Below are 18,063 nucleotides of genomic sequence, written 5' to 3' on the forward strand. Positions count from 1 at the left end.
CTGCGGGGGACCGTCGAGTACATCCACCCGCGTGGGAATTTCCATACCGTGGCTTTTGAAGTGCGCGGGAAGATCATCAAAGAAAGTTTTCAGGGGGTAGCAGTATGAACCAAAGAGCAAAAGCGGAGTTTATGAAGATCTGGACCGAGCGGGTCCAGCGGGACTATGCGAACGCCATGCTGGAGTGGCTGGAGCGTGAAACGGACTTTTTCGAGGCCCCGGCCTCCACCAAGAACCACGGGGCGCACCCCGGCGGGCTGGTGGAACACTCCCTGAACGTGTACCGCCGCCTGCGGAATATCGTTTGCATGGAAACCTATGGGGAAATCACTTCCGGCCTGCTGGCGGAGGATGTGGAGGAAACGGTGGCGATCCTGGGCCTGCTGCACGACGTTTGCAAGGTGGGCGTGTATCACATTGAAACCAAGCGGCGGAAGAACCCGGCCACCGGGTTTTGGGAGGACTGCCAGGCGTATGTGTTCCGGGATCCCCTCCCCCTGGGGCACGGAGAAAAGAGCCTGTACCTGATCCGGCGGCACATGGACCTGGAGCCGGAGGAGGCCATGGCCATCCGCTGGCACATGGGAGCCTATGACAGCGCGGTAAAGGGAGGCGCCCGCGACATGGGCGCGGCCCTGGAAATGTCGCCGTGGGTGTGGCGCCTCCAGGAGGCGGATATGTGCGCCACGTTTGTGGATGAACGGGAGGAAGCGGAGGAATGAAAAAGAACCTTTGCAAGCCGTGCGCGGTGGCAACCGCTGCCCGGCGTGATCGGGAGGTCCAGCAGTTGCCGGGCCGGTGCGAAAAGATCACCCGCGACAAGTGCGGGCGGCGGCGGTTCGGCCTGCCCTATGAGGTCAAGCGGAAGTTTTTCACGGGAGGAGGCGCCAAGAAGTGAGCCAGAGGAAAGCGAAAGAATACCGCCAGGCCATGGAGCAGTACCACGGCGTGGTGGAGGACGTGGACGACCTGAAACGCCGGATCGGAGCCATGGAGGCCCGACACAACCGGGAGGACCATCTGGCTGCCTACCAGCGCCGCAAGGCACGGCGGGAGTGGGAGGAGTTCCGGGCCCGGCAGACGGAGCGAGAGGAACGGCAGAAGCGCCGGAGGCAGGAAGAGCGCCGCCGCCAGTTTGCCCGGCGGCGGATCGCCCTGCTGGCCCTGGCCATCCTGGCCGTGATCGTTCTGCTGGCGGTGGCTATCAAAGCGGCGTCCGACGCCAAGGCGGTGGAGTACACCCCCATGGCCACGCCGGTGGCGGACGTTGACCCGGAAGTGGTGGCCGTCCTCTCAAACCTGTGGGACGGTGAGGGTGAGGACCCGATGGAGGCCGAAAAGATAGAGGCCGCCCTGCTGGCCCAGGGGTATCTTTCGGACGCCGTGCCACTCCCCTACGACCTGCAGGACATTATGCGGACCGCCTGCAGTACATACGGGTGCCCCTATCCCATGGCGTTGGCCGTGGCGGAAGTAGAAAGCCATTTCGACATGGACGCCGTGGGGGCTGCCGGTGAAGTTGGGATCATGCAGCTAAATCCGGGGCCGGAAAATACATACTGGGTCAACCTGGAGGCAGAAACAAATCAGGACCCAACAACACCGGCGGGAAATATTGTCTGTGGGGTGTACCTGCTGGGAACGCACCTGGCGAATTATCAGGACATGGAAAAGGCCGTCATGGCCTATAACATGGGGAACGCCGGAGCGGAACGAGCGTGGGAAAACGGTATCACTTCCACGGAATATTCTGCCAATGTGCTGGCCGCTGTTGAGCGGTGGGAATGTACCGTGAACGCATGGGCCGGGGAATGAATACACCTGCGCCAAACTGGACCACCCACGCCTCCGCCGTGACCCGCTCCAGGAATGAGCGGTGGAACGCGCCGGGGGCCGCCAGGGTGATCCACCCCAGCCGGGGCACCATAGTGGTGCCATGTGGGTCCCCGTACGCCGCTCTACTATGCGCAGCGGAGGTGTGGGGCTGCGACTGGCTGGACATTCGGGACGCAAAGGTGTGGCGGGCCGAACCTGGGGACCAGGTGGCCGCCCGTCCCTACATTATATAAAAAGGAGGCCGAACAAATGCTGATCAATGAAAACGGCCTTGTGCGAGCCATAAAGAAAGCATACAAGGCTGGAGGCTACACCGTAAACAACCTGGGCGACACCATGGCCATTTACACCGACGCATGGTTTATCAAGTGCAACCGCGCCATACTGCCCCGCAAAGTGCTGGCCGTTATCGTGGAACACATGGGCATGATCCCGGAACTGGGCGCCCCGGTTTCTGTACTCAAAGGCGAGGATCCCCAGCAGGTCATGGAGGAGATCGCAAGGACTGATTTAGACGGCTGGTGTACCGGAGAGCGTAGCGACGACGTGACCATGGTGCCGGTGATCATGCAGGGGTATCAGATTTTCCAGACTGCCGGCGGCGGTCCGTGCTGGGGCTGCCCCCTGGGGCTGTTGAACATGATCGAGCGGGACATGGCGGAGCATGGCGGGGCGGACGTTGTGGACAACAACCGCCTGCTATGGACCGGGGACGGCGAGGCCGTGGCCATTTGCACCATCCGAAAGGCCACGTCAAGCTGGGCCAAGGAATGGGAGCGGGCCGTGTGGAACGCCCTGGAGGGCGTGGACCTCCACAAAGAGGAGGTTTAACACGGGCGGACCGCTTGCCGGGTGGTATAAAAAGAGGCGCCGCCGCCCGGACATGGGCAAATCAACGGTGCCAAAGGAGAACCAACCATGACAGAGTATCAGAGGATCACCGCCAGCCTGGACGCGCTGGCCACCATGCTGGAGGGCTTGCCCACCATGGGCGGCCCATGGGACGACGCTTTCCATCGGGAGTTTTGCGACGCCTGCCCATTCCAGAACTGCGCCGGCAAGGACTGCCCGCACCAGGAGATCAGGCAGGGGCGCGTCCGCTGGTGGTTAAAACGGGAGGTAAAGCTGTGAAAAAGGAGACACCAATCTGCAGGGCCTGCCAGCATATGGAGGTAATAGGACGGGCCATAAGAACGTCAGGCACAGCGCTGGGAGGGCCGCGTGGTGATTGCCATTGCAAGCACCCGGACGCCGTAGCCACATTTAACAAGGTGTGCCCGCGCAGTCCGCGCATGGCGGGCTTTATCGGCTACACCGCACCGGGCGGGAATGTGCCGCAGACCAAGACAAGCCCCAGGTGGTGCCCGTTGCGGGAGGTGGCGCGGAATGTCTGAGATTATTCTGCTGGGTGACGCCGTGGCCCAACTGCAGACGCTGGAGCCGGAGAGCGTCAACACCTGCGTGACCTCCCCGCCATACTACAATCTGCGGGACTACGGTGCACCCGGCCAGATCGGCATGGAGGCAACCCCGGAGGAATACATAGGAAGACTTGTACGGGTATTCCGGGAGGTCCGGCGGGTCCTGCGCCAGGACGGGACACTATGGGTCAATATTGGGGACAGTTACGCCACCAGGTCAGGCCCACAACCGCCGACAAACACCCGCAATTCCACCGGGCACACGGAGAAACGCCCACCGAGCGGGTACAAGTACAAGGACCTGATCGGGGTGCCGTGGCTGCTGGCCTTTGCCCTCCGTGCTGACGGATGGTATTTGCGCCAGGATATTATCTGGAGCAAATCCAACTGTATGCCGGAGAGCGTCCGAGACCGTTGCACCAAGAGCCACGAGTATATTTTCCTGCTGTCAAAATCGGAGCGTTACTACTTCGACACCAAGGCGATCAGTGAGCCGGTGGAGGGAAAAACGACCTTGCGGCTTTTGGAGAATATAGACAGGATCGGAAAGGAAACGCGGTTCGGCGGAAAAAAGTACGGAGACGCCACCAGCGAGGAGAGCAGGACAAAAAGCGGAAAACCATACATACCAACAAATAGACGGAATAAGCGCAGCGTGTGGACGATCAGCACAAGCGCGTTTCGGGGCGCACACTTCGCCGTGTACCCTGAAAAGCTGGTGGAACCGTGTATTTTGGCCGGGTGTCCCGCAGGCGGGACGGTCCTGGACCCTTTCACCGGGAGCGGGACCACCGGAGTGGTGGCCAAGCGGCTGGGCCGCAATTTCGTGGGGGCAGAGATCAACCCGGAGTATTGGGCCATGGCCAAGGAACGGATCGCAAGCACCCAACCAGAGGCGGAGCAGATAACACTTTTTGAAATGGGGTGACATTGTGGACGTAACTGTAAATATGAGCGTCGAGGAGTTCCGGGAGTTCATGGCCTGGAAGGAGGCGCGGGACATGTACGAAAAGCGGGAAAGTAGCCTTCGCCGCGATATGGGCGCAAAGCTGGAGGGGTTGGCCTCCGCTGTGTGCAGAGCGGTCAAGCCGAGGGACGACGACCAGGAGGCTTTCGAGATCGTGGAGCAGGGCCACATGAGCGACGCCTGGGAACTTGCGCAAGAAGTGTTTGCGTAAAAAGATAACCACCCGCGCCCGGTGCTGACAACACGGCGCAGGTGGCAATGGGAACGGCAGAAACCGTCCGACTGTCAACATTATAACAACGGATCGGATGGATTGCAAGCCGGAAAGGGAGTGCAACCTGTGAAGATTTACATAGCCGGGAAGATCACCGGCGACAGAGGATATAGAGCAAAGTTCAGGGCGGCGGCCAGGGCGCTGGAGGACATGGGCCACGTGGTCCTGAACCCGGCCACCCTGCCGGCGGGATTGACCGATGGGGACTATATGCGGATCAGCATGGCCATGTTGGAGGCGGCGGACCTGGCCGTGTTCCTACCGGACTACCTGGACAGCGAGGGCGCAAGGGTGGAATGGGCGTGGTGCCAGCGCACCGGGAAAGAGTGTGCCCTGTATGTCGAGGTGGCGGGAGGTGTCCGCAGGTGAGCCATGCACAGATAAACCTTTTGGATGAAATGATTGTGGACAACTTCGCCGGCGGCGGCGGGGCCTCCACGGGCATTGAACTGGCCACGGGAAGGGTGGTGGACGTGGCGATCAACCACGACCCGGACGCCATCCTTATGCACCGCACCAACCACCCCCACACCCAGCATTATCAGGCCAGCGTGTGGGACGTGGACCCCGTGGAGGTGTGCGGGGGCCGCCCGGTGGGCCTGGCCTGGTTCTCACCGGACTGCAAACATTTCAGCAAGGCCAAGGGCGGCAAGCCCGTGGAAAAGAAAATCCGGGGCCTGGCCTGGATTGTCCTGCGCTGGGCCGGGAGGGTCCACCCCCGCGTGATCATCCTGGAGAACGTGGAGGAGTTCCAGACCTGGGGGCCGGTCCGCAAGGGCAAGCCGGTGAAAAAGCTGGCCGGGCGAACTTTCCACCAGTGGTTGGGCCAGTTGCGGGCGCTGGGGTATACCGTGGAGTGGCGGGAACTGGTGGCGGCGGACTACGGAGCGCCCACCACCCGCAAGCGGTTTTTCCTGATCGCCAGGTGTGACAGGCGGCCAATCGTGTGGCCAGAACCGACACACGCCCCGGCGGACAGCGTGGAAGTCAAGGCGGGCACGAAAAAGCCGTGGAGGAGCGCGGCGGAGATCATCGACTGGACCCTGCCCTGCCCGTCCATATTTGACACGCGGGAGCAGGTCCGGGAAAAGTACGGCCTGAACGCCCAGCGGCCACTCCGCCCCAACACCATGCGCCGGGTGGCCCGTGGGGTGGACAAGTTCGTGATCAAGACCGCCAACCCGTTCCTGGTGATCGTGAACCACGCCGGGGAGTTCCGGGGGCAGGGGCTGGGGGAACCGCTCCAGACCATCACCGCCAAACACGGCTATGGGGTGGCCTCCCCAGTTATGGCCCCGGCCACGCTGACCAACACCACCGGGAGCGCGGGTGCCCCAGCGTCCGATCCGGTCCATACCGTCACCAGTGCGGGCAACCAGGCGCTGACCGAGGCGGTCCTGGCCCCGCTGACCATGCACAACAATGAGAACGCCGTGGGCACGGCCATCACCGCCCCGATCAACACCATCACCGGGAGCGGCGCGGGCGGACACCAAATGCTGATCACCCCAACGTTGGCCGCCATTGGCCAGACGGGTGGCGGGGACCGCTGCCGGAGCGTGGAGGACCCGACCCACACCCAGGTGTCCAAAGCGGAGGAGTGCGTGGTGTGCCCGGCCATGATCCAGTATCACACCGAGCAGACCGAGCGGGTCAGGGGCCAGGCCGTCACGGACCCGATTATGACCATTGACGCCTCCAACCGCTACGGTGTGGCGGCGGCCACCATGGCAAAGTATTACGGGAGCGACCAGCACGGGCAGGCCATCCAGGACCCCCTCCACACCGTCACGGCCAAGGACCGGGAGGGCGTCGTGCTGGCCAACATATCCAAGTTTTACGGCGGCGGGGTGGGCGCGGAAGTCTCCGACCCTCTCCCAACCGTGACAGCCGTGGACCACAACGCCCTGCAGACCGCCCACATGGTCAAACTAAAAGGCACAAACCTGGGTGGACCAGCCACGGAGCCGGTGCAGACCATCACCGCCGGCGGCGGCCACCATGGCGTGATCACCACCACGGTCACCGAGGCCGTACCGGGCGCCGATCTCCGCAACTGGCCGAAAATCCGGGCGGCCCTGAATGAGTTCTGCGGCTACCATCTGGCGGACAACGAGGTGATCCTGTTCCTGATCGGCAGGGCCTGGTATTTTATGGCGGATATTGGCCTGCGTATGCTGACACCCAGGGAATTGTATATGGCCAACGGGTTCCCGGTGGACTACAAGATCGAGCGGGACTATACCGGGACGGTGTACCCAAAAACCAAACAGGTGGCCAGGTGCGGAAATGCGGTCCCGCCGCCGTTCGCCACCGCCCTGGTGCGGGCAAACCTGCCGGAGTGGTGCAGCCAGGAGATCAGAACCATGGAGGAACTGGAAAAGGCGGTGGCGGTCTAATGCTGGAAGTTGTACCAATGACCCTGAAAGGGGCCAACGCCTACGTTGAACAGCACCACCGGCACCATGGACCCGTGGTGGGGCATAAGTTCTCCATAGGCTGTTCAAACGGTGAGGAAATTGTGGGTGTGGCAATTGTGGGGCGCCCGGTTTCCCGGCACCTTGACGACGGGTGGACGTTGGAAGTAAACCGCCTTTGCACTGACGGGACCCGCAACGCTTGTTCAATGCTATATGCAGCGGCGTGGCGGGCGGCCAGGGCCATGGGCTATAAACGCCTGGTGACCTACATACTGGAGAGTGAAAACGGCGCAAGCCTGCGGGCCTCCGGATGGAAATGCGTGGGGCAAGCTGGCGGGCTACGGTGGACAGGGAAACGCCGCCCGGAGGTGGACCTGTACCCAGCACAAATGAAAATCAGATTTGAACGGACAACGGAGGAGGAAAGGCCATGAACGGTAAAACAACCACGTTTGAGTGGCCCGTGTCCAATTTCGACCTGGACCAGATCGCGGAAAGCGGCCAGGTTTTCCGTTGGGAGCGGCGCGGCCCGTGCAACTACCTGATCCCAGCGGGGGATCAGGTGTGCGTGGCCTATATGACGGCGCCGGACAAGCTGGCAGTCAGGTGCCGGGAAAACCGTGCAGCGTTTTGGCGGTATTATTTCGGCCTGGGCGACCCGTACCCGGAGTATTGGCAGACGATCAACACCTGGGCGGAGCGGGACGGCCCGGACGCCTACCTGTCCAGAGCGGCGGCGGAGGCCGACGGCATGGTGGTCCTACATCAACCCGCATGGGAAACAATGGCCAGTTTTATGATCAGCCAAAACAACAACATTCCCAGGATCCGGGCCAGCGTGTCCGCGCTGTGCCGCCGGTTCGGAAAGAAGATCACCACTGTGGACGGTGAGGAGTATTACACATTCCCGCCACCAGAGGCCCTGACCGACGCGGCGGAACTTGCGGGCCTGGGCCTGGGTTATCGGGACAAGTATATGGCAGCTATGGCCAGAGCCATCACCGGCGGCGGGCTGGACGTGCCACTGGTGTCCGCCATGGACTACACCAGGGGCAAGGCAATCCTGGAAGCGATCCCCGGAATTGGCGAAAAGGTGGCCAACTGTATTCTGCTTTACGGCATGGGGCACCTGGAGGCGTTCCCGGTGGACACATGGATCCGCCGGGTGCTGGATCGGGAGTTCCCGGACGGTTTCCCAATGGAACGCTATGCCGGATTTGCCGGCCTGGTGCAGCAAATGATTTTCTACTACGAACGGAGGAAATGACATGAAGAAAGGCAGCGTTTACGCAGAAATTCAAGAGGGCGGGGCCATCAAAACTGTTGTTAACGCCAATGGTGGCGAAATCTTGAATATGCTGGTAGCACTTACGGCGGCGTGTGCCACCGCGATGTTAAAGCGGGGTGTACCGGAGATCGAGGTTGAGGGGTGCATACACGCAATAGCTGGCGCTGGGCTGGCGGAGGCGAAAGAGGAGGCAAAGACATGGGAATGATCGTCATAAGTGTGGGCGCCACCCAACTGGGCAGCATGAGAACGGCGCCAAACGGCGACGTTGTGAGCGTAACGCCTGCGGTATGGAAACCGGATAGCAAGGGCGGAAGTGTGGCCATTTGGCCGCTGAACCCCGAAACAATGGAACAGGACGGCCCGGCGGAGGTTTTCGGGGATTGGCAGGCCGCCGAATACCTGGCCAGGGTGCTGGAACTTCTCCACCCTAACCGCCAGATCAACGTCCCGGATCTGCCCGCCATGGTCCGGGCGGCCTGCAAGGACGGCATGGATATATGCCACTACTGCCACGACTGTAATTGTCGGGACTGTATTGTGAACGAGTGGAAGGGGGACGCTGGCGGCCAGTAATGCGCCGCCGGTGAAACCTACACGGCGGAAAGGGGCGGGGAAAAGTATGCAGAGAGTTAAAACGCGGCTTTTTTCCGGGGCCGTGTGTGAACAAATTGTGTTCAACGTCCCGGACCGGGTGCGGGAGATCAAAAAAGCGGAGCCAAGGCCCAGGTTTAAGACCGAGGAGGAACGGGCGCAGCACCGGATCGGCATTTCACGCAGGAAACACGCCCGAATGTTCAACGCGGCTTTCTCCCCCTCATCCCTATACAGCACCCTTACATTAGATAATGAATATGAGGTCCACACGTTCAAGGAGGCCCGCCGCCTGCGGGATAACTATTACCGCCGCCTGAAATACCATTTCCCGGACGCAAAGATCGTCATTTACATGGGCCGGGGAAAAAGCACCCACCGGATCCATTTTCATATGGTGTCGGACGGGATCCAGGAGGCGCAGATCACAAAGCTGTGGGGTATGGGTGAGATCGTGCGGATCGAACACCTGAAAGAACACAATTATTATAATGGTATCGACCACGGCCAGGATTACACGGGCCTGGCCAATTACCTGTTTGACCACTGGACGCCGGAGCAGGGCGGCCACCGCTGGAAAGCCACCCAAAACATGGACAAGCCGGAGCGGGAGCCAAACACGCCGGTAAAGCGCAACTACACGGAGAATAAACCGCCCCGCCCGCCAAAGGGTTACATATTGGTGGAGAGCAAGGCCACCAAATACGGCTACCTTTATTATAAGTATGTGCGCCAGCCGGAGCCGGATAAAAGGAACGGGCGGAAACGGAAGGGATCGGGCTGAATTTAGGTTCAGCTTTTTATGGCCTTGTAAATGTGTAAAGTTTAGAGACGAACCACACGGAGAACAGAAAGGAGACCGAACGATGAACCCGAAAACGGATAAAAACGTCATTGTTGTGAGGAGAGACAGGGACGGCATGTCCGTGGAGTTTCACATCGCAGACGCAAAAGAGGCCGTGCTGGCCCTTAAAAACGTGATCGCCGCCACCGCCTGGAACATGGCGGCGGCGGGGACACCGGAGGAGGCAATCCGGCAGCAGGTTGAAATTTGCGTCAACTTTGGTATCAGCGAGGGCGTGGCCCGCGCAAAGGAGGAAAAAGAATATGAACATCACGAAAATTGACTGGGCCACCGCGTCGTGGAACCCGCTGACGGGGTGCCGCCACGGGTGCCCGTACTGCTATGCCAGGAGAACGGCCCACCGTTTTGACGCGGGCATGACCGACCTGGAGCCACACCGGTACGGCCTCCACGTCCTGGAGAAGAAAATCAAGGGGACGCCGTACCCGTATGGGTTCGAGCCTACCCTGCACCGCTACCGACTGGATCAGCCAGCGAGGAAAGCGGAGGGGCAGACCGTGTTTGTGTGCAGCATGGCGGACCTGTTTGGCCGCTGGGTGCCAACGGCCTGGATCGTGGAGGTCCTGGACGCCTGCCGCCGGGCACCGCAGCACCGTTACCTGTTTCTGACGAAAAACCCCGCTCGATACCTGGAGTTGGACAACCTGGCCCTCCTCCCCCACGGGGAAAATTTCTGGTACGGGTCTACGGTGGCCAGCATGGACGCAGCGGCCATGTACCCCAGGCCGTGGGCGAACATCAACACGTTTTGGTCCATGGAGCCGCTACTGGGGCCGGTGGACATGGCGGCGGTGGAGGGTTTGCCGTCGTGGGTGATCCTAGGGGCAGAGACCGGGAATCGCAGGGACAAGGTGGTGCCGCGCCGGGAGTGGGTGGACCAGATTGCCGCCTTTTGCGCGGAGAATGAGATCCCCGTGTTTTACAAGGGCAACCTGCGGGAGTATTTCGCGGACCTCCCCGCCTCCGCCTTTCCGTGGGAGGTGTGAGCCGTGGAGGACAAGAGGAACGCGCCTGGGCCATGCGTGGGGTGCAGATTTTACCCGCTCGAACTGTTCATATGCTGCCGGTGGCGTCTGGCCTACGCTGTTAACGAGTTGAAAAAGACCGTCCCGCTGATCCGCAGGACGGCGGTGGAGAATTTGACGTGCAGCGACTATGCGCCGGGCATTGAAACCGAGACCGGAGAGGGGCGCAGCCAATGAAAGCCGTACTTATGAGCATGAAACCGGAATGGTGGGAGAAAATCCTGACCGGGGAAAAGGACCTGGAGATCAGAAAGACCGCCCCGGTGAGCGGAGCGGGAGAACCGGAGCCGTGGCCGCTGCTGGTCCTGGTCTACGTCAGCGGGACGGGCGCGGTGCAAGGGCAATTTTCTTGCCAAGGGTACATCAAGACCAACCTGCTGGCGGGCATACACCAACGGGCATGTTTGCCGCTGGCAGATCTGGTGGACTATGCCGGCGGACCTGGCCGGAGCGTGTGCGGATGGGTGGTAAAAGACCCGGAGAAATACGACAAGCCCAGCCCCCTGGCGGAGTTCGGCATGAACCGCCCGCCTATGTCGTGGCAGTACGTGGAGGTCCCGGATCGGGAGGGTAGATGAATGGCCATAAGCGTGACTGACCTGCCGCCAAAATACCAGGCACAGGCAATGAAAAAGTACATGGACCAGCAAGCGCGGCGGGGGCTTATGCCATCCGCCGCACCTGCGCATGATCAGCCGAAAGGGCCAAAATACCACAACACCACCACGGAGCGGGTCACGCCGTCCGGGGCAGTCCTCCACTTCGACAGCCGGAAAGAGGCCCGCCGGTATGACTACCTGATTGAGCGGGAGAAGGCCGGGTTAATCCAGGACCTGCGCCTGCAGGTGGATTTCACGCTCCAGGAGGCATACACCGACACAGAGGGCCGCCGGGTGCGGGCCATCCGGTACAGGGCGGATTTTACATACCGGGAGCAGGACGGGGGCCTGGTGGTGGAGGACGTGAAAAGCCGGGCCACAAGGACCAAGGAATACCTGCTAAAGCAAAAAATGATGAAGGACCGTTTGCGGATTGAAATAATCGAGGTGTGACCATGAGCGGACAGACAACGGAAACCGAGATCAGGCGGGAGGACGTAAAAGAATACCTGCAGCAATACCACTTTGCCAGAAAGAAAAAGCGGATTTTGGAGGAGCGCCACCGCGTCCTATCCGCTGAACTTAATGCCCCGGCGCCGGGTTCGACCTTTCGGACCATGCCGACCTCCCGACGCGCTGGCACGGATGGACCAATTTCCGTTGTATTCCGCGTGTCGGAGGTAGAGGACCGGATCGAGGAGCAACGCCAGGAAATGGGCAAGGCCGTCTTGCGCATTATGGACTTGATCGACCTACTGCCACCCAATTCCATGGAGCGCACCGTGGTGGAAATGCGGCATATCGACTGCAAGAAATGGGAGCGGATCGCGCAGGAGGTTCACATGAGCCGGTCACGGATCATCGACTACTACAACGCCGCCCTGGACGCCATACTGGCCTATAAGCGGGCCAGAAAGGTGGTGGGGGATTATATTGCCGCCGGTGAGGACGGGGCCGTGCTGGGGCATAGTGAGGGCAAGGCGTGAAAAGTTCGGACGCTATCGGACGGTTTGGTGTGCTATATTGATACCATGGAAAGCAACGGGGGGGACGTAACCCACCCGACAATATGAGGGCCGCCAGGTGAAAAGACCTGGCGGCCCCTTGCTTTCCACACCATGGGCCGGTGGAGCGTACCGCGTGGGCTTTCCTCCTTTCACCACGCCCGCCGTGGCTGACTACCGCAGCGGACCGGCCCCTCCCTTCAAGCCCCTGGTCACATTTGCCGAGTGTGGCCAGGGGCACCCCGTAACACAGCCCCACCCCCCTGTTTGGGTCCTTCCGGGGGTCCGCAGCCACGCGGGGCAAGGAAAGCCCGGAATCTTTGTCCATGAGGGAGGAAAATTTCCGGGCTGTTACGTTACGGATTTTCAAAAACAGGCCCGGCTTTATACCCCCTAAAGGGGGGTATAAGCCTGGAGGAAAGCGAGGGGCAAAACGCGAAATCACCCAAAGCCAGGAAAAGCGAAACCGGCGGCACCGATCAAGACGGCCAGCCGGCGGCGGAAAAGGAGGTGCTGCTGGTGGCGGGAAAGGCTAAAAAGACGACCACGGGAAAGGCTGAAAAGCCGGTGGTCATGTCCGGGGCGGTCCCGGAGTGGTCCAGCACCACGGCGATCTCCAAACTGCTGGGAAAAACTGTCCGGCGGATCCAGCAGTTGACCCAGGAGGGTGTCCTGGAAACCGAGGTGCCGCCCGGCGGCGGCGCCCGGAAGTATCGGACCTGCGAAACGGTTCAGCGGTATATTGCCCATGTTGAGCAGAAAGCCCAGGAAACCGGGGAAAACAGCCGGGCGGCGGAACTGAACCTGAAAAAACTGCAGGCGGAGGTGGACCTGAAAGAGAGCCAGGGCCAACTCCACCGCCTGAAAACAGCGATTGCAGAGGGCAAATATATTTCGGCAGACCAGGCCACCGAGGAACTGGCGGAGTTCCTGGCCACGTTCAAAAAGTTTGCCATGAATATCCCGCCCCGCATGGCCGGCACCATGTCCAGCTATGCCGACGCGGTGACGGTCCGGGCCATGGAAAAAACCATGCGTAAGGAATTGGAGGCCCTGCTGGCCGCATTTTCGGACGGAGCCGTGGCAGAGCAAGCGGAGGACGGGGAGCCATGAAAAAATACCGCCAAAAGCCTTATGCCGTGCCGCCGTGGATCCACAAGGCTGTGCAAGTATTACGCCCCGTCGAGCGGGTCCCCGTGTCGAAATGGGCAGAGGCCAACCGCGTCCTGCCGGACAGCAATTCCATACCAGGCCCGTGGCGCAATAGCGTGACCCCGTACCTGGTGGAGATCATGGACGCCTTTTCTGACGAAATGGTAGAGGAAATTATTTTTGTGAAGCCCACCCAGGTGGGCGGCACCTCTGCCATGGAGAATATGCTGGCAAGCGCGATAGCCCAGGACCCGGCGCCGGCCATGTGCGTCTACCCCTCCGACGATCTGGCGGAGCGCACGGTGGAAAGCAAACTGGACCCGATGATCAAAAGCTGCAAGGTCCTGGCCGCAAAATACCGGATCAACGACAGCAAGAAACTGGCCCTAAAGTTTGCGGATATGACGGTATGGCTGACGGGCGCCAACAGCCCGGCAGACCTGGCCAGCACAAATATACGCTATCTTTTCATGGACGAAGTGGACAAGTTCCCCGGAGCCTCCAAGAAAGAGGCGGACCCCGTTTCCCTGGCCAAGGAGCGCACAAAGACGTTTTTCAACCGAAAGATCTTCATGGCCTCCACGCCGACCCTGAAAACGGGCCATATCTGGAAAGCCAAAGAGGCGGCGGACGTTGAAAAGCATTATTTCGTCCCCTGCCCCCATTGTGGGGCATTTATCGAATTGAAGTTTGCACAAATCAAGTGGCCATCCAAAGAGGATGTACCAGAGAGCGCGGACCGAGCGGAAATGGCAACCTACGTCTGCCAGGAATGTGGGTGCGTGATTACCGACCAGGACAAGGGGAAAATGCTGGCCGCCGGGCGTTGGAAACCTGTGCGGCAAAAAACCCAGCACCCCAAAAGCGTGGCCTTTTGGATGAACACCCTATATTCCCCCTTTACCCGCTTTTCTGATATTGCGCGGGAGTTCATGCGATCCAAAAACGACCCGGAACTGCTGCACAATTTCGCCAATAGCTGGCTGGCCGAACCCTGGGAGGACACCAAGCTGAAAACCAACGCCGAAATGGTGATGGAGCGCCAGACGAAAACACCGGAATGGACGCTGCCGCCATGGACCAAGCTGGTGACCGGCGGGATCGACGTACAGGAGAATTGCCTGTACTGGACGATCCGGGCCTGGGGCGATTATATGACCAGCCAAAATATTTCCCACGGGCAGGCCCTTTCCATGGGTGAGGTTGAACGGATTATGAATACCGAGTTGACCATGCCGAACGGCGAAAAGGTCATGGTCAACCTGGCCCTGATGGACAGCGGCGATCAGACGGAGGACGTTTACGAGTTCTGCGCCCTGAACTCTGACTGGGCGCTGCCCTGCAAAGGCACCACCACCATGCTGTCCCATTACCGCCTTTCCACCGTGAACAAGGCCGGGAGCCGGGCCAATGGCATGACCCTGGTACTGGTGGACGGCGGCAAGTACAAGGACCAGATCGCCGCCCGCATGAGGAAAGAAAACGGGACCGGCGCCTGGATGGTATATCAAGGCTGCGATCTCGATTACGCCGAACAGGTCACCGCAGAACACAAGATCACCGAGCGGAGCGGGGGCAAGGAGGTCCAGCGGTGGGTCCTGAAAACCTCCCACGCGGACAACCATTACCTGGACTGCGAAGTGTACGCGGCGGCGGCTGCCGACGTGCTGGGCGTCCGCAACCTCTACCTGCAGAACCGAGTGGAGGAGAACGCCCAGGAGGTCAAAAAGCGGGCGGAGCCGAAACCGGACGCCCGCCCCCAGGAGGAAAACTGGATCAAAGATAACGATAACTGGATTTAACGGAGGCCATGAACATGAGCAACACCAACAACCCGGCGGAAATGCTGGAGCAGATCAACGCCGCGATCACGGCGGTGCTTTCCGGCGGCCAGTCCTACAAGATCGGCAGCCGGAGCCTGACCCGCGCGGACCTGTCCACGCTCCAGGCCATGCGGGCAGAACTGGAGGCGCAGATCACCGTCGGCCAAGCCTCCCCCCTGCTGGATCGCACCTATGTGGCGTTCTTTGACGGGAGGTAACCGGAATGGACGACAAAAACACGTCGCTGGCCAGCCAAGTAGCCGGGCATTACGGTTACGACACATTATCCACGTCAAGGGGAATTTGGGAAAACGAACCTGGAGTTTTACAAAAAATCGCATTATTGCCGGAAGTCCTGGACGAAAAGAAAAAATGCCGGGTCATTATCGACTACGACCCGGCATTTTCAAGAGTTCTTGTGCAAATTTTTGACGGTCAAGCCTCCCGGCAGGGGCAGCCATGCGGGAACAGCGGGGAATTTGTAAAATCCTCCGAACTGTCCCAATAAACCGTAATAGCTACCAGACCACGGCCTTTTTCGTAATGTTCGCTGGTAAGAAAAGCGTAACCGTCAAGCCGTTCAAGCACGGAAACCCTTTCGTCAGCGGGCAGGCCGCTGACATCCACAATGTACTGTTTGATAAAATCACCCCCTTTCCCGCCTAAATACTACCACATGAGGCGCAAACGGGGCAACAAATCCAGAAAGGAAGTGACGCCATGGGAGCCATTGACAAGATCATAGGCGTGGTTTCTCCCCAAAAAGCCTATGAGCGCGAAATGTGGCGCCAGGCATTGGAGGTGGCCAGAGGCTACGACGCCGCCAGTTATGGGCGCCTGAACTCCGGCTGGAGGGTCCACAACGACAGCGCGGAGAACACGGACAGAATGACCCGTGACGTGATCCGCGCCCGCGCCCGCGACCTGGAGCGCAATAGCGATATTGCCCAGGCGGTCCTCCACGCCTTTGAGCGCAACGTGGTGGGCAAGGGTTACACCCTGCGGGCAAAGACCGGGGACGAAACCCTGAACAAAGAGATCGAAAAAGCGTGGAAACGCTGGTGCAAGGCCCGCAACTGCGACGTGACCGGGGAACAATCTTTTAACCAGATCCTACGCATGGCCGTGGACCGCAAAAAGGTGGACGGCGGCCTGCTGTTCGTCTACCGCTACACCGAGGGCGGCGTGGTCCCGTTCAAACTGCAGATCATGGAAGTGGACGAACTGGACACCAGCCAGACCACACCGCACCAGCGGGGAAACCGCGTTGTGGGAGGTATCGAGTACAACCAGTACAGGCGCCCGGTGGGCTACTGGTTCCGACAATATGACATTGAGGGCTGGCAACTGACGCAGCCGGTGTATATCGAGGCCAAGGACGTTTATTTTTACAAATCAAAGCGGCGGCCCAGCCAGTTGCGTGAAATCTCCGACATGACCCACACGATCACGCGGATCAGGGACACAAACGAGTTTATAACCGCTGTGTCCGTCAAGGAGCGGATCGCGGCCTGCCTGGCCGTATTCATCAAAAAGGCAGTCCCGGCGGGCGGGTTCGGGCGCGGCGGCGTCAGAACGGAAAACGGCACCGTGGACTATGAGGGCAAGAAGCTGACGCCGGGCATGATCCAAAGCCTGGGCGCCGGCGACGAAATCCAGGTGGTGGATCCCAAGGGGGCCGCCTCTGACGCCACGGCCATGGTCAAAACGCAGCAGGCATTGATTGGCGCCGGCCAGGGGTTGAGTTATGAGGCTGTCAGCCGCGACATGGCGGGCGCCACCTACTCCTCCGCCCGTCAAAACGCCATCGAGGACGAAAGCACCTACGCCGAGGACGTGGAAATGCTCACGGACTTTATGAGCGAGGTTTACGAAAACTTTGTGATCTCCGGTTATCTCTCCGGGCTGTTCAATATGCCCGGTTTTTGGGATAAAAAGGCGGACTACCTGGATCATACATGGGTAAAGGCCCCCAAAAAGTGGATCGACCCCTCCAAGGAAAGCACCGCCAACAAAACCGCCCTGCAATCCGGTCAAAAAACCTACCAGGATATTTGTGCGGAGCAGGGCAAGGACTGGAAAGACGCCGTGGACGAAACGGCGGAGGTCCTGAAATATGCCCGCGAAAAGGGCGTTGAGATGGGAGGTGTGATATTTGGAAATGGTACGACAGCAGCCCAGCAAAACACCGGATCCGAACCGGGCCAGGGATAAAAACCAGGGCACCCGGAGCCAGGGGCAGATCGTTTTCCGCGCAGCGGAGGATCAGAACAGCCGGCGGCGGACGATCAGCTTTTCCAGCGAGGAACCATACCAGCGTTGGTTCGGTATGGAGATCCTGGACCATTCGGACGGAGCCATGGACCTTTCCCGCCTGAATGAGGTGGGCGTGGTCCTGTTCAACCACAACACGGACAAGGTGCTGGGCCGAGTTCTGCGGGCCTGGGTGGAGAACCGCCGGGGCATGGCAGAAATTGAGTTCGACACCGACGACGACGCCGAAAAGATTTTCGGAAAGGTCAAGGCCGGAACCCTGAAAACCACGTCTGTCCGCTATGCGGTGGACAGCTGGGAGGAAGTGGCACCGGGCAAGACCTCCGCAGACGGACGTTTCACCGGCCCGTGTCAGATCGCCCGGAAATGGACACCCATGGAGGTTTCCATTGTGTCCGTACCGGCAGACGCCACCGTGGGCGTTGGGAGGGCTGACGGCGAACAGAACGCCGGCGGCACCACCCTTTCCCTTTATGAGCGACAGATCCAGATCAACAAAAACAGATATTGGAGGTAAGAAA

The 18,063-nt window shown here is 60.2% G+C and carries 26 protein-coding genes; all 26 read left to right on the forward strand.

All coding sequences use genetic code 11. The features are described 5' to 3' along the window. Positions 1-104 precede the first annotated feature (104 nt). The 26 genes from B3H64_RS11180 (at position 105) to B3H64_RS11305 (ending at position 18,059) form a co-directional block, all read left to right on the forward strand. Entirely contained in the window at positions 105-722 is a 618-nt protein-coding gene (locus B3H64_RS11180; RefSeq protein WP_286735148.1) for an HD domain-containing protein, read from the forward strand. Then, positions 719-898, forward strand: a complete 180-nt coding sequence (locus B3H64_RS11185; RefSeq protein ID WP_286735151.1) for a hypothetical protein — start codon at positions 719-721, stop codon at positions 896-898. The genes B3H64_RS11180 and B3H64_RS11185 overlap by 4 nt, the downstream gene beginning before the upstream one ends. Next, on the forward strand, positions 895-1,815 hold the full coding sequence (locus B3H64_RS11190; protein ID WP_286735153.1) for a transglycosylase SLT domain-containing protein: 921 nt from the start codon (positions 895-897) through the stop codon (positions 1,813-1,815). The genes B3H64_RS11185 and B3H64_RS11190 overlap by 4 nt, the downstream gene beginning before the upstream one ends. Further along, positions 1,812-2,069 carry a hypothetical protein gene (locus tag B3H64_RS11195; RefSeq protein WP_286735156.1) on the forward strand — a complete coding sequence of 86 codons (258 nt, stop codon included), beginning with the start codon at positions 1,812-1,814 and terminating at the stop codon, positions 2,067-2,069. Before B3H64_RS11190 ends, B3H64_RS11195 begins: the two co-directional genes overlap by 4 nt. Positions 2,070-2,085: 16 nt before the next feature. Further along, complete coding sequence (locus tag B3H64_RS11200) at positions 2,086-2,667, forward strand: hypothetical protein (RefSeq protein ID WP_286735159.1); 582 nt, start codon at positions 2,086-2,088, stop codon at positions 2,665-2,667. A gap of 87 nt (positions 2,668-2,754) precedes the next feature. Continuing rightward, a complete protein-coding gene (locus tag B3H64_RS11205; RefSeq protein WP_286735162.1) occupies positions 2,755-2,967 on the forward strand; it encodes a hypothetical protein in 213 nt (70 codons plus the stop codon). 255 nt (positions 2,968-3,222) lie between these two features. Beyond that, positions 3,223-4,185 carry a DNA-methyltransferase gene (locus tag B3H64_RS11210; protein ID WP_286735166.1) on the forward strand — a complete coding sequence of 321 codons (963 nt, stop codon included), beginning with the start codon at positions 3,223-3,225 and terminating at the stop codon, positions 4,183-4,185. Between the two features lie 4 nt (positions 4,186-4,189). Next, a complete protein-coding gene (locus B3H64_RS11215) occupies positions 4,190-4,435 on the forward strand; it encodes a hypothetical protein (RefSeq protein ID WP_286735168.1) in 246 nt (81 codons plus the stop codon). A 129-nt stretch (positions 4,436-4,564) separates the two neighbouring features. Beyond that, positions 4,565-4,867 (forward strand): DUF4406 domain-containing protein, encoded by a 303-nt coding sequence (locus B3H64_RS11220; protein ID WP_286735170.1) that lies wholly within the window; start codon positions 4,565-4,567, stop codon positions 4,865-4,867. Next, the gene (locus B3H64_RS11225) at positions 4,864-6,897 is read left to right on the forward strand and encodes a DNA cytosine methyltransferase (RefSeq protein WP_286735172.1); all 2,034 of its coding nucleotides are present in this window, start codon (positions 4,864-4,866) and stop codon (positions 6,895-6,897) included. The genes B3H64_RS11220 and B3H64_RS11225 overlap by 4 nt, the downstream gene beginning before the upstream one ends. Continuing rightward, positions 6,897-7,352 (forward strand): XF1762 family protein, encoded by a 456-nt coding sequence (locus B3H64_RS11230; protein WP_286735173.1) that lies wholly within the window; start codon positions 6,897-6,899, stop codon positions 7,350-7,352. Before B3H64_RS11225 ends, B3H64_RS11230 begins: the two co-directional genes overlap by 1 nt. Continuing rightward, a complete protein-coding gene (locus B3H64_RS11235; protein WP_286735175.1) occupies positions 7,349-8,185 on the forward strand; it encodes a DNA glycosylase in 837 nt (278 codons plus the stop codon). The genes B3H64_RS11230 and B3H64_RS11235 overlap by 4 nt, the downstream gene beginning before the upstream one ends. Before the next feature lies 1 nt (position 8,186). After that, positions 8,187-8,414 carry a hypothetical protein gene (locus tag B3H64_RS11240; protein ID WP_286735176.1) on the forward strand — a complete coding sequence of 76 codons (228 nt, stop codon included), beginning with the start codon at positions 8,187-8,189 and terminating at the stop codon, positions 8,412-8,414. Beyond that, complete coding sequence (locus B3H64_RS11245) at positions 8,405-8,782, forward strand: hypothetical protein (RefSeq protein WP_286735177.1); 378 nt, start codon at positions 8,405-8,407, stop codon at positions 8,780-8,782. Before B3H64_RS11240 ends, B3H64_RS11245 begins: the two co-directional genes overlap by 10 nt. Positions 8,783-8,828: 46 nt before the next feature. Then, positions 8,829-9,584 (forward strand): hypothetical protein, encoded by a 756-nt coding sequence (locus B3H64_RS11250; RefSeq protein WP_286735178.1) that lies wholly within the window; start codon positions 8,829-8,831, stop codon positions 9,582-9,584. Positions 9,585-9,666: 82 nt separating this feature from the next. Next, positions 9,667-9,927, forward strand: coding sequence for a hypothetical protein (locus B3H64_RS11255; protein WP_286735180.1), 261 nt, complete (start codon positions 9,667-9,669; stop codon positions 9,925-9,927). Then, positions 9,908-10,651 carry a DUF5131 family protein gene (locus B3H64_RS11260; protein ID WP_286735181.1) on the forward strand — a complete coding sequence of 248 codons (744 nt, stop codon included), beginning with the start codon at positions 9,908-9,910 and terminating at the stop codon, positions 10,649-10,651. The genes B3H64_RS11255 and B3H64_RS11260 overlap by 20 nt, the downstream gene beginning before the upstream one ends. Positions 10,652-10,863: 212 nt before the next feature. Further along, positions 10,864-11,268 carry a hypothetical protein gene (locus B3H64_RS11265; protein WP_286735183.1) on the forward strand — a complete coding sequence of 135 codons (405 nt, stop codon included), beginning with the start codon at positions 10,864-10,866 and terminating at the stop codon, positions 11,266-11,268. Continuing rightward, on the forward strand, positions 11,269-11,742 hold the full coding sequence (locus tag B3H64_RS11270) for a DUF1064 domain-containing protein (protein WP_286735186.1): 474 nt from the start codon (positions 11,269-11,271) through the stop codon (positions 11,740-11,742). Positions 11,743-12,002: 260 nt separating this feature from the next. Next, positions 12,003-12,275, forward strand: coding sequence for a hypothetical protein (locus B3H64_RS11275; RefSeq protein ID WP_286735188.1), 273 nt, complete (start codon positions 12,003-12,005; stop codon positions 12,273-12,275). A 537-nt stretch (positions 12,276-12,812) separates the two neighbouring features. Further along, complete coding sequence (locus tag B3H64_RS11280; protein WP_286735191.1) at positions 12,813-13,406, forward strand: hypothetical protein; 594 nt, start codon at positions 12,813-12,815, stop codon at positions 13,404-13,406. Then, complete coding sequence (locus B3H64_RS11285) at positions 13,403-15,247, forward strand: terminase gpA endonuclease subunit (protein WP_286735194.1); 1,845 nt, start codon at positions 13,403-13,405, stop codon at positions 15,245-15,247. The genes B3H64_RS11280 and B3H64_RS11285 overlap by 4 nt, the downstream gene beginning before the upstream one ends. Before the next feature lie 14 nt (positions 15,248-15,261). Beyond that, positions 15,262-15,486 carry a peptidylprolyl isomerase gene (locus B3H64_RS11290; RefSeq protein ID WP_286735196.1) on the forward strand — a complete coding sequence of 75 codons (225 nt, stop codon included), beginning with the start codon at positions 15,262-15,264 and terminating at the stop codon, positions 15,484-15,486. Positions 15,487-15,491: 5 nt separating this feature from the next. Continuing rightward, positions 15,492-15,776 carry a hypothetical protein gene (locus B3H64_RS11295; protein ID WP_286735198.1) on the forward strand — a complete coding sequence of 95 codons (285 nt, stop codon included), beginning with the start codon at positions 15,492-15,494 and terminating at the stop codon, positions 15,774-15,776. Between the two features lie 212 nt (positions 15,777-15,988). Continuing rightward, positions 15,989-17,482: a phage portal protein gene (locus B3H64_RS11300; protein ID WP_286735199.1), complete on the forward strand. Its 1,494-nt coding sequence runs from the start codon at positions 15,989-15,991 to the stop codon at positions 17,480-17,482. After that, positions 17,430-18,059 (forward strand): HK97 family phage prohead protease, encoded by a 630-nt coding sequence (locus B3H64_RS11305; RefSeq protein ID WP_349676182.1) that lies wholly within the window; start codon positions 17,430-17,432, stop codon positions 18,057-18,059. Before B3H64_RS11300 ends, B3H64_RS11305 begins: the two co-directional genes overlap by 53 nt. Positions 18,060-18,063 lie beyond the last annotated feature (4 nt).

This window comes from Intestinimonas sp. UBA1698 (genome assembly GCF_002320075.1).
Classification (GTDB): domain Bacteria; phylum Bacillota; class Clostridia; order Oscillospirales; family Oscillospiraceae; genus Intestinimonas; species Intestinimonas massiliensis.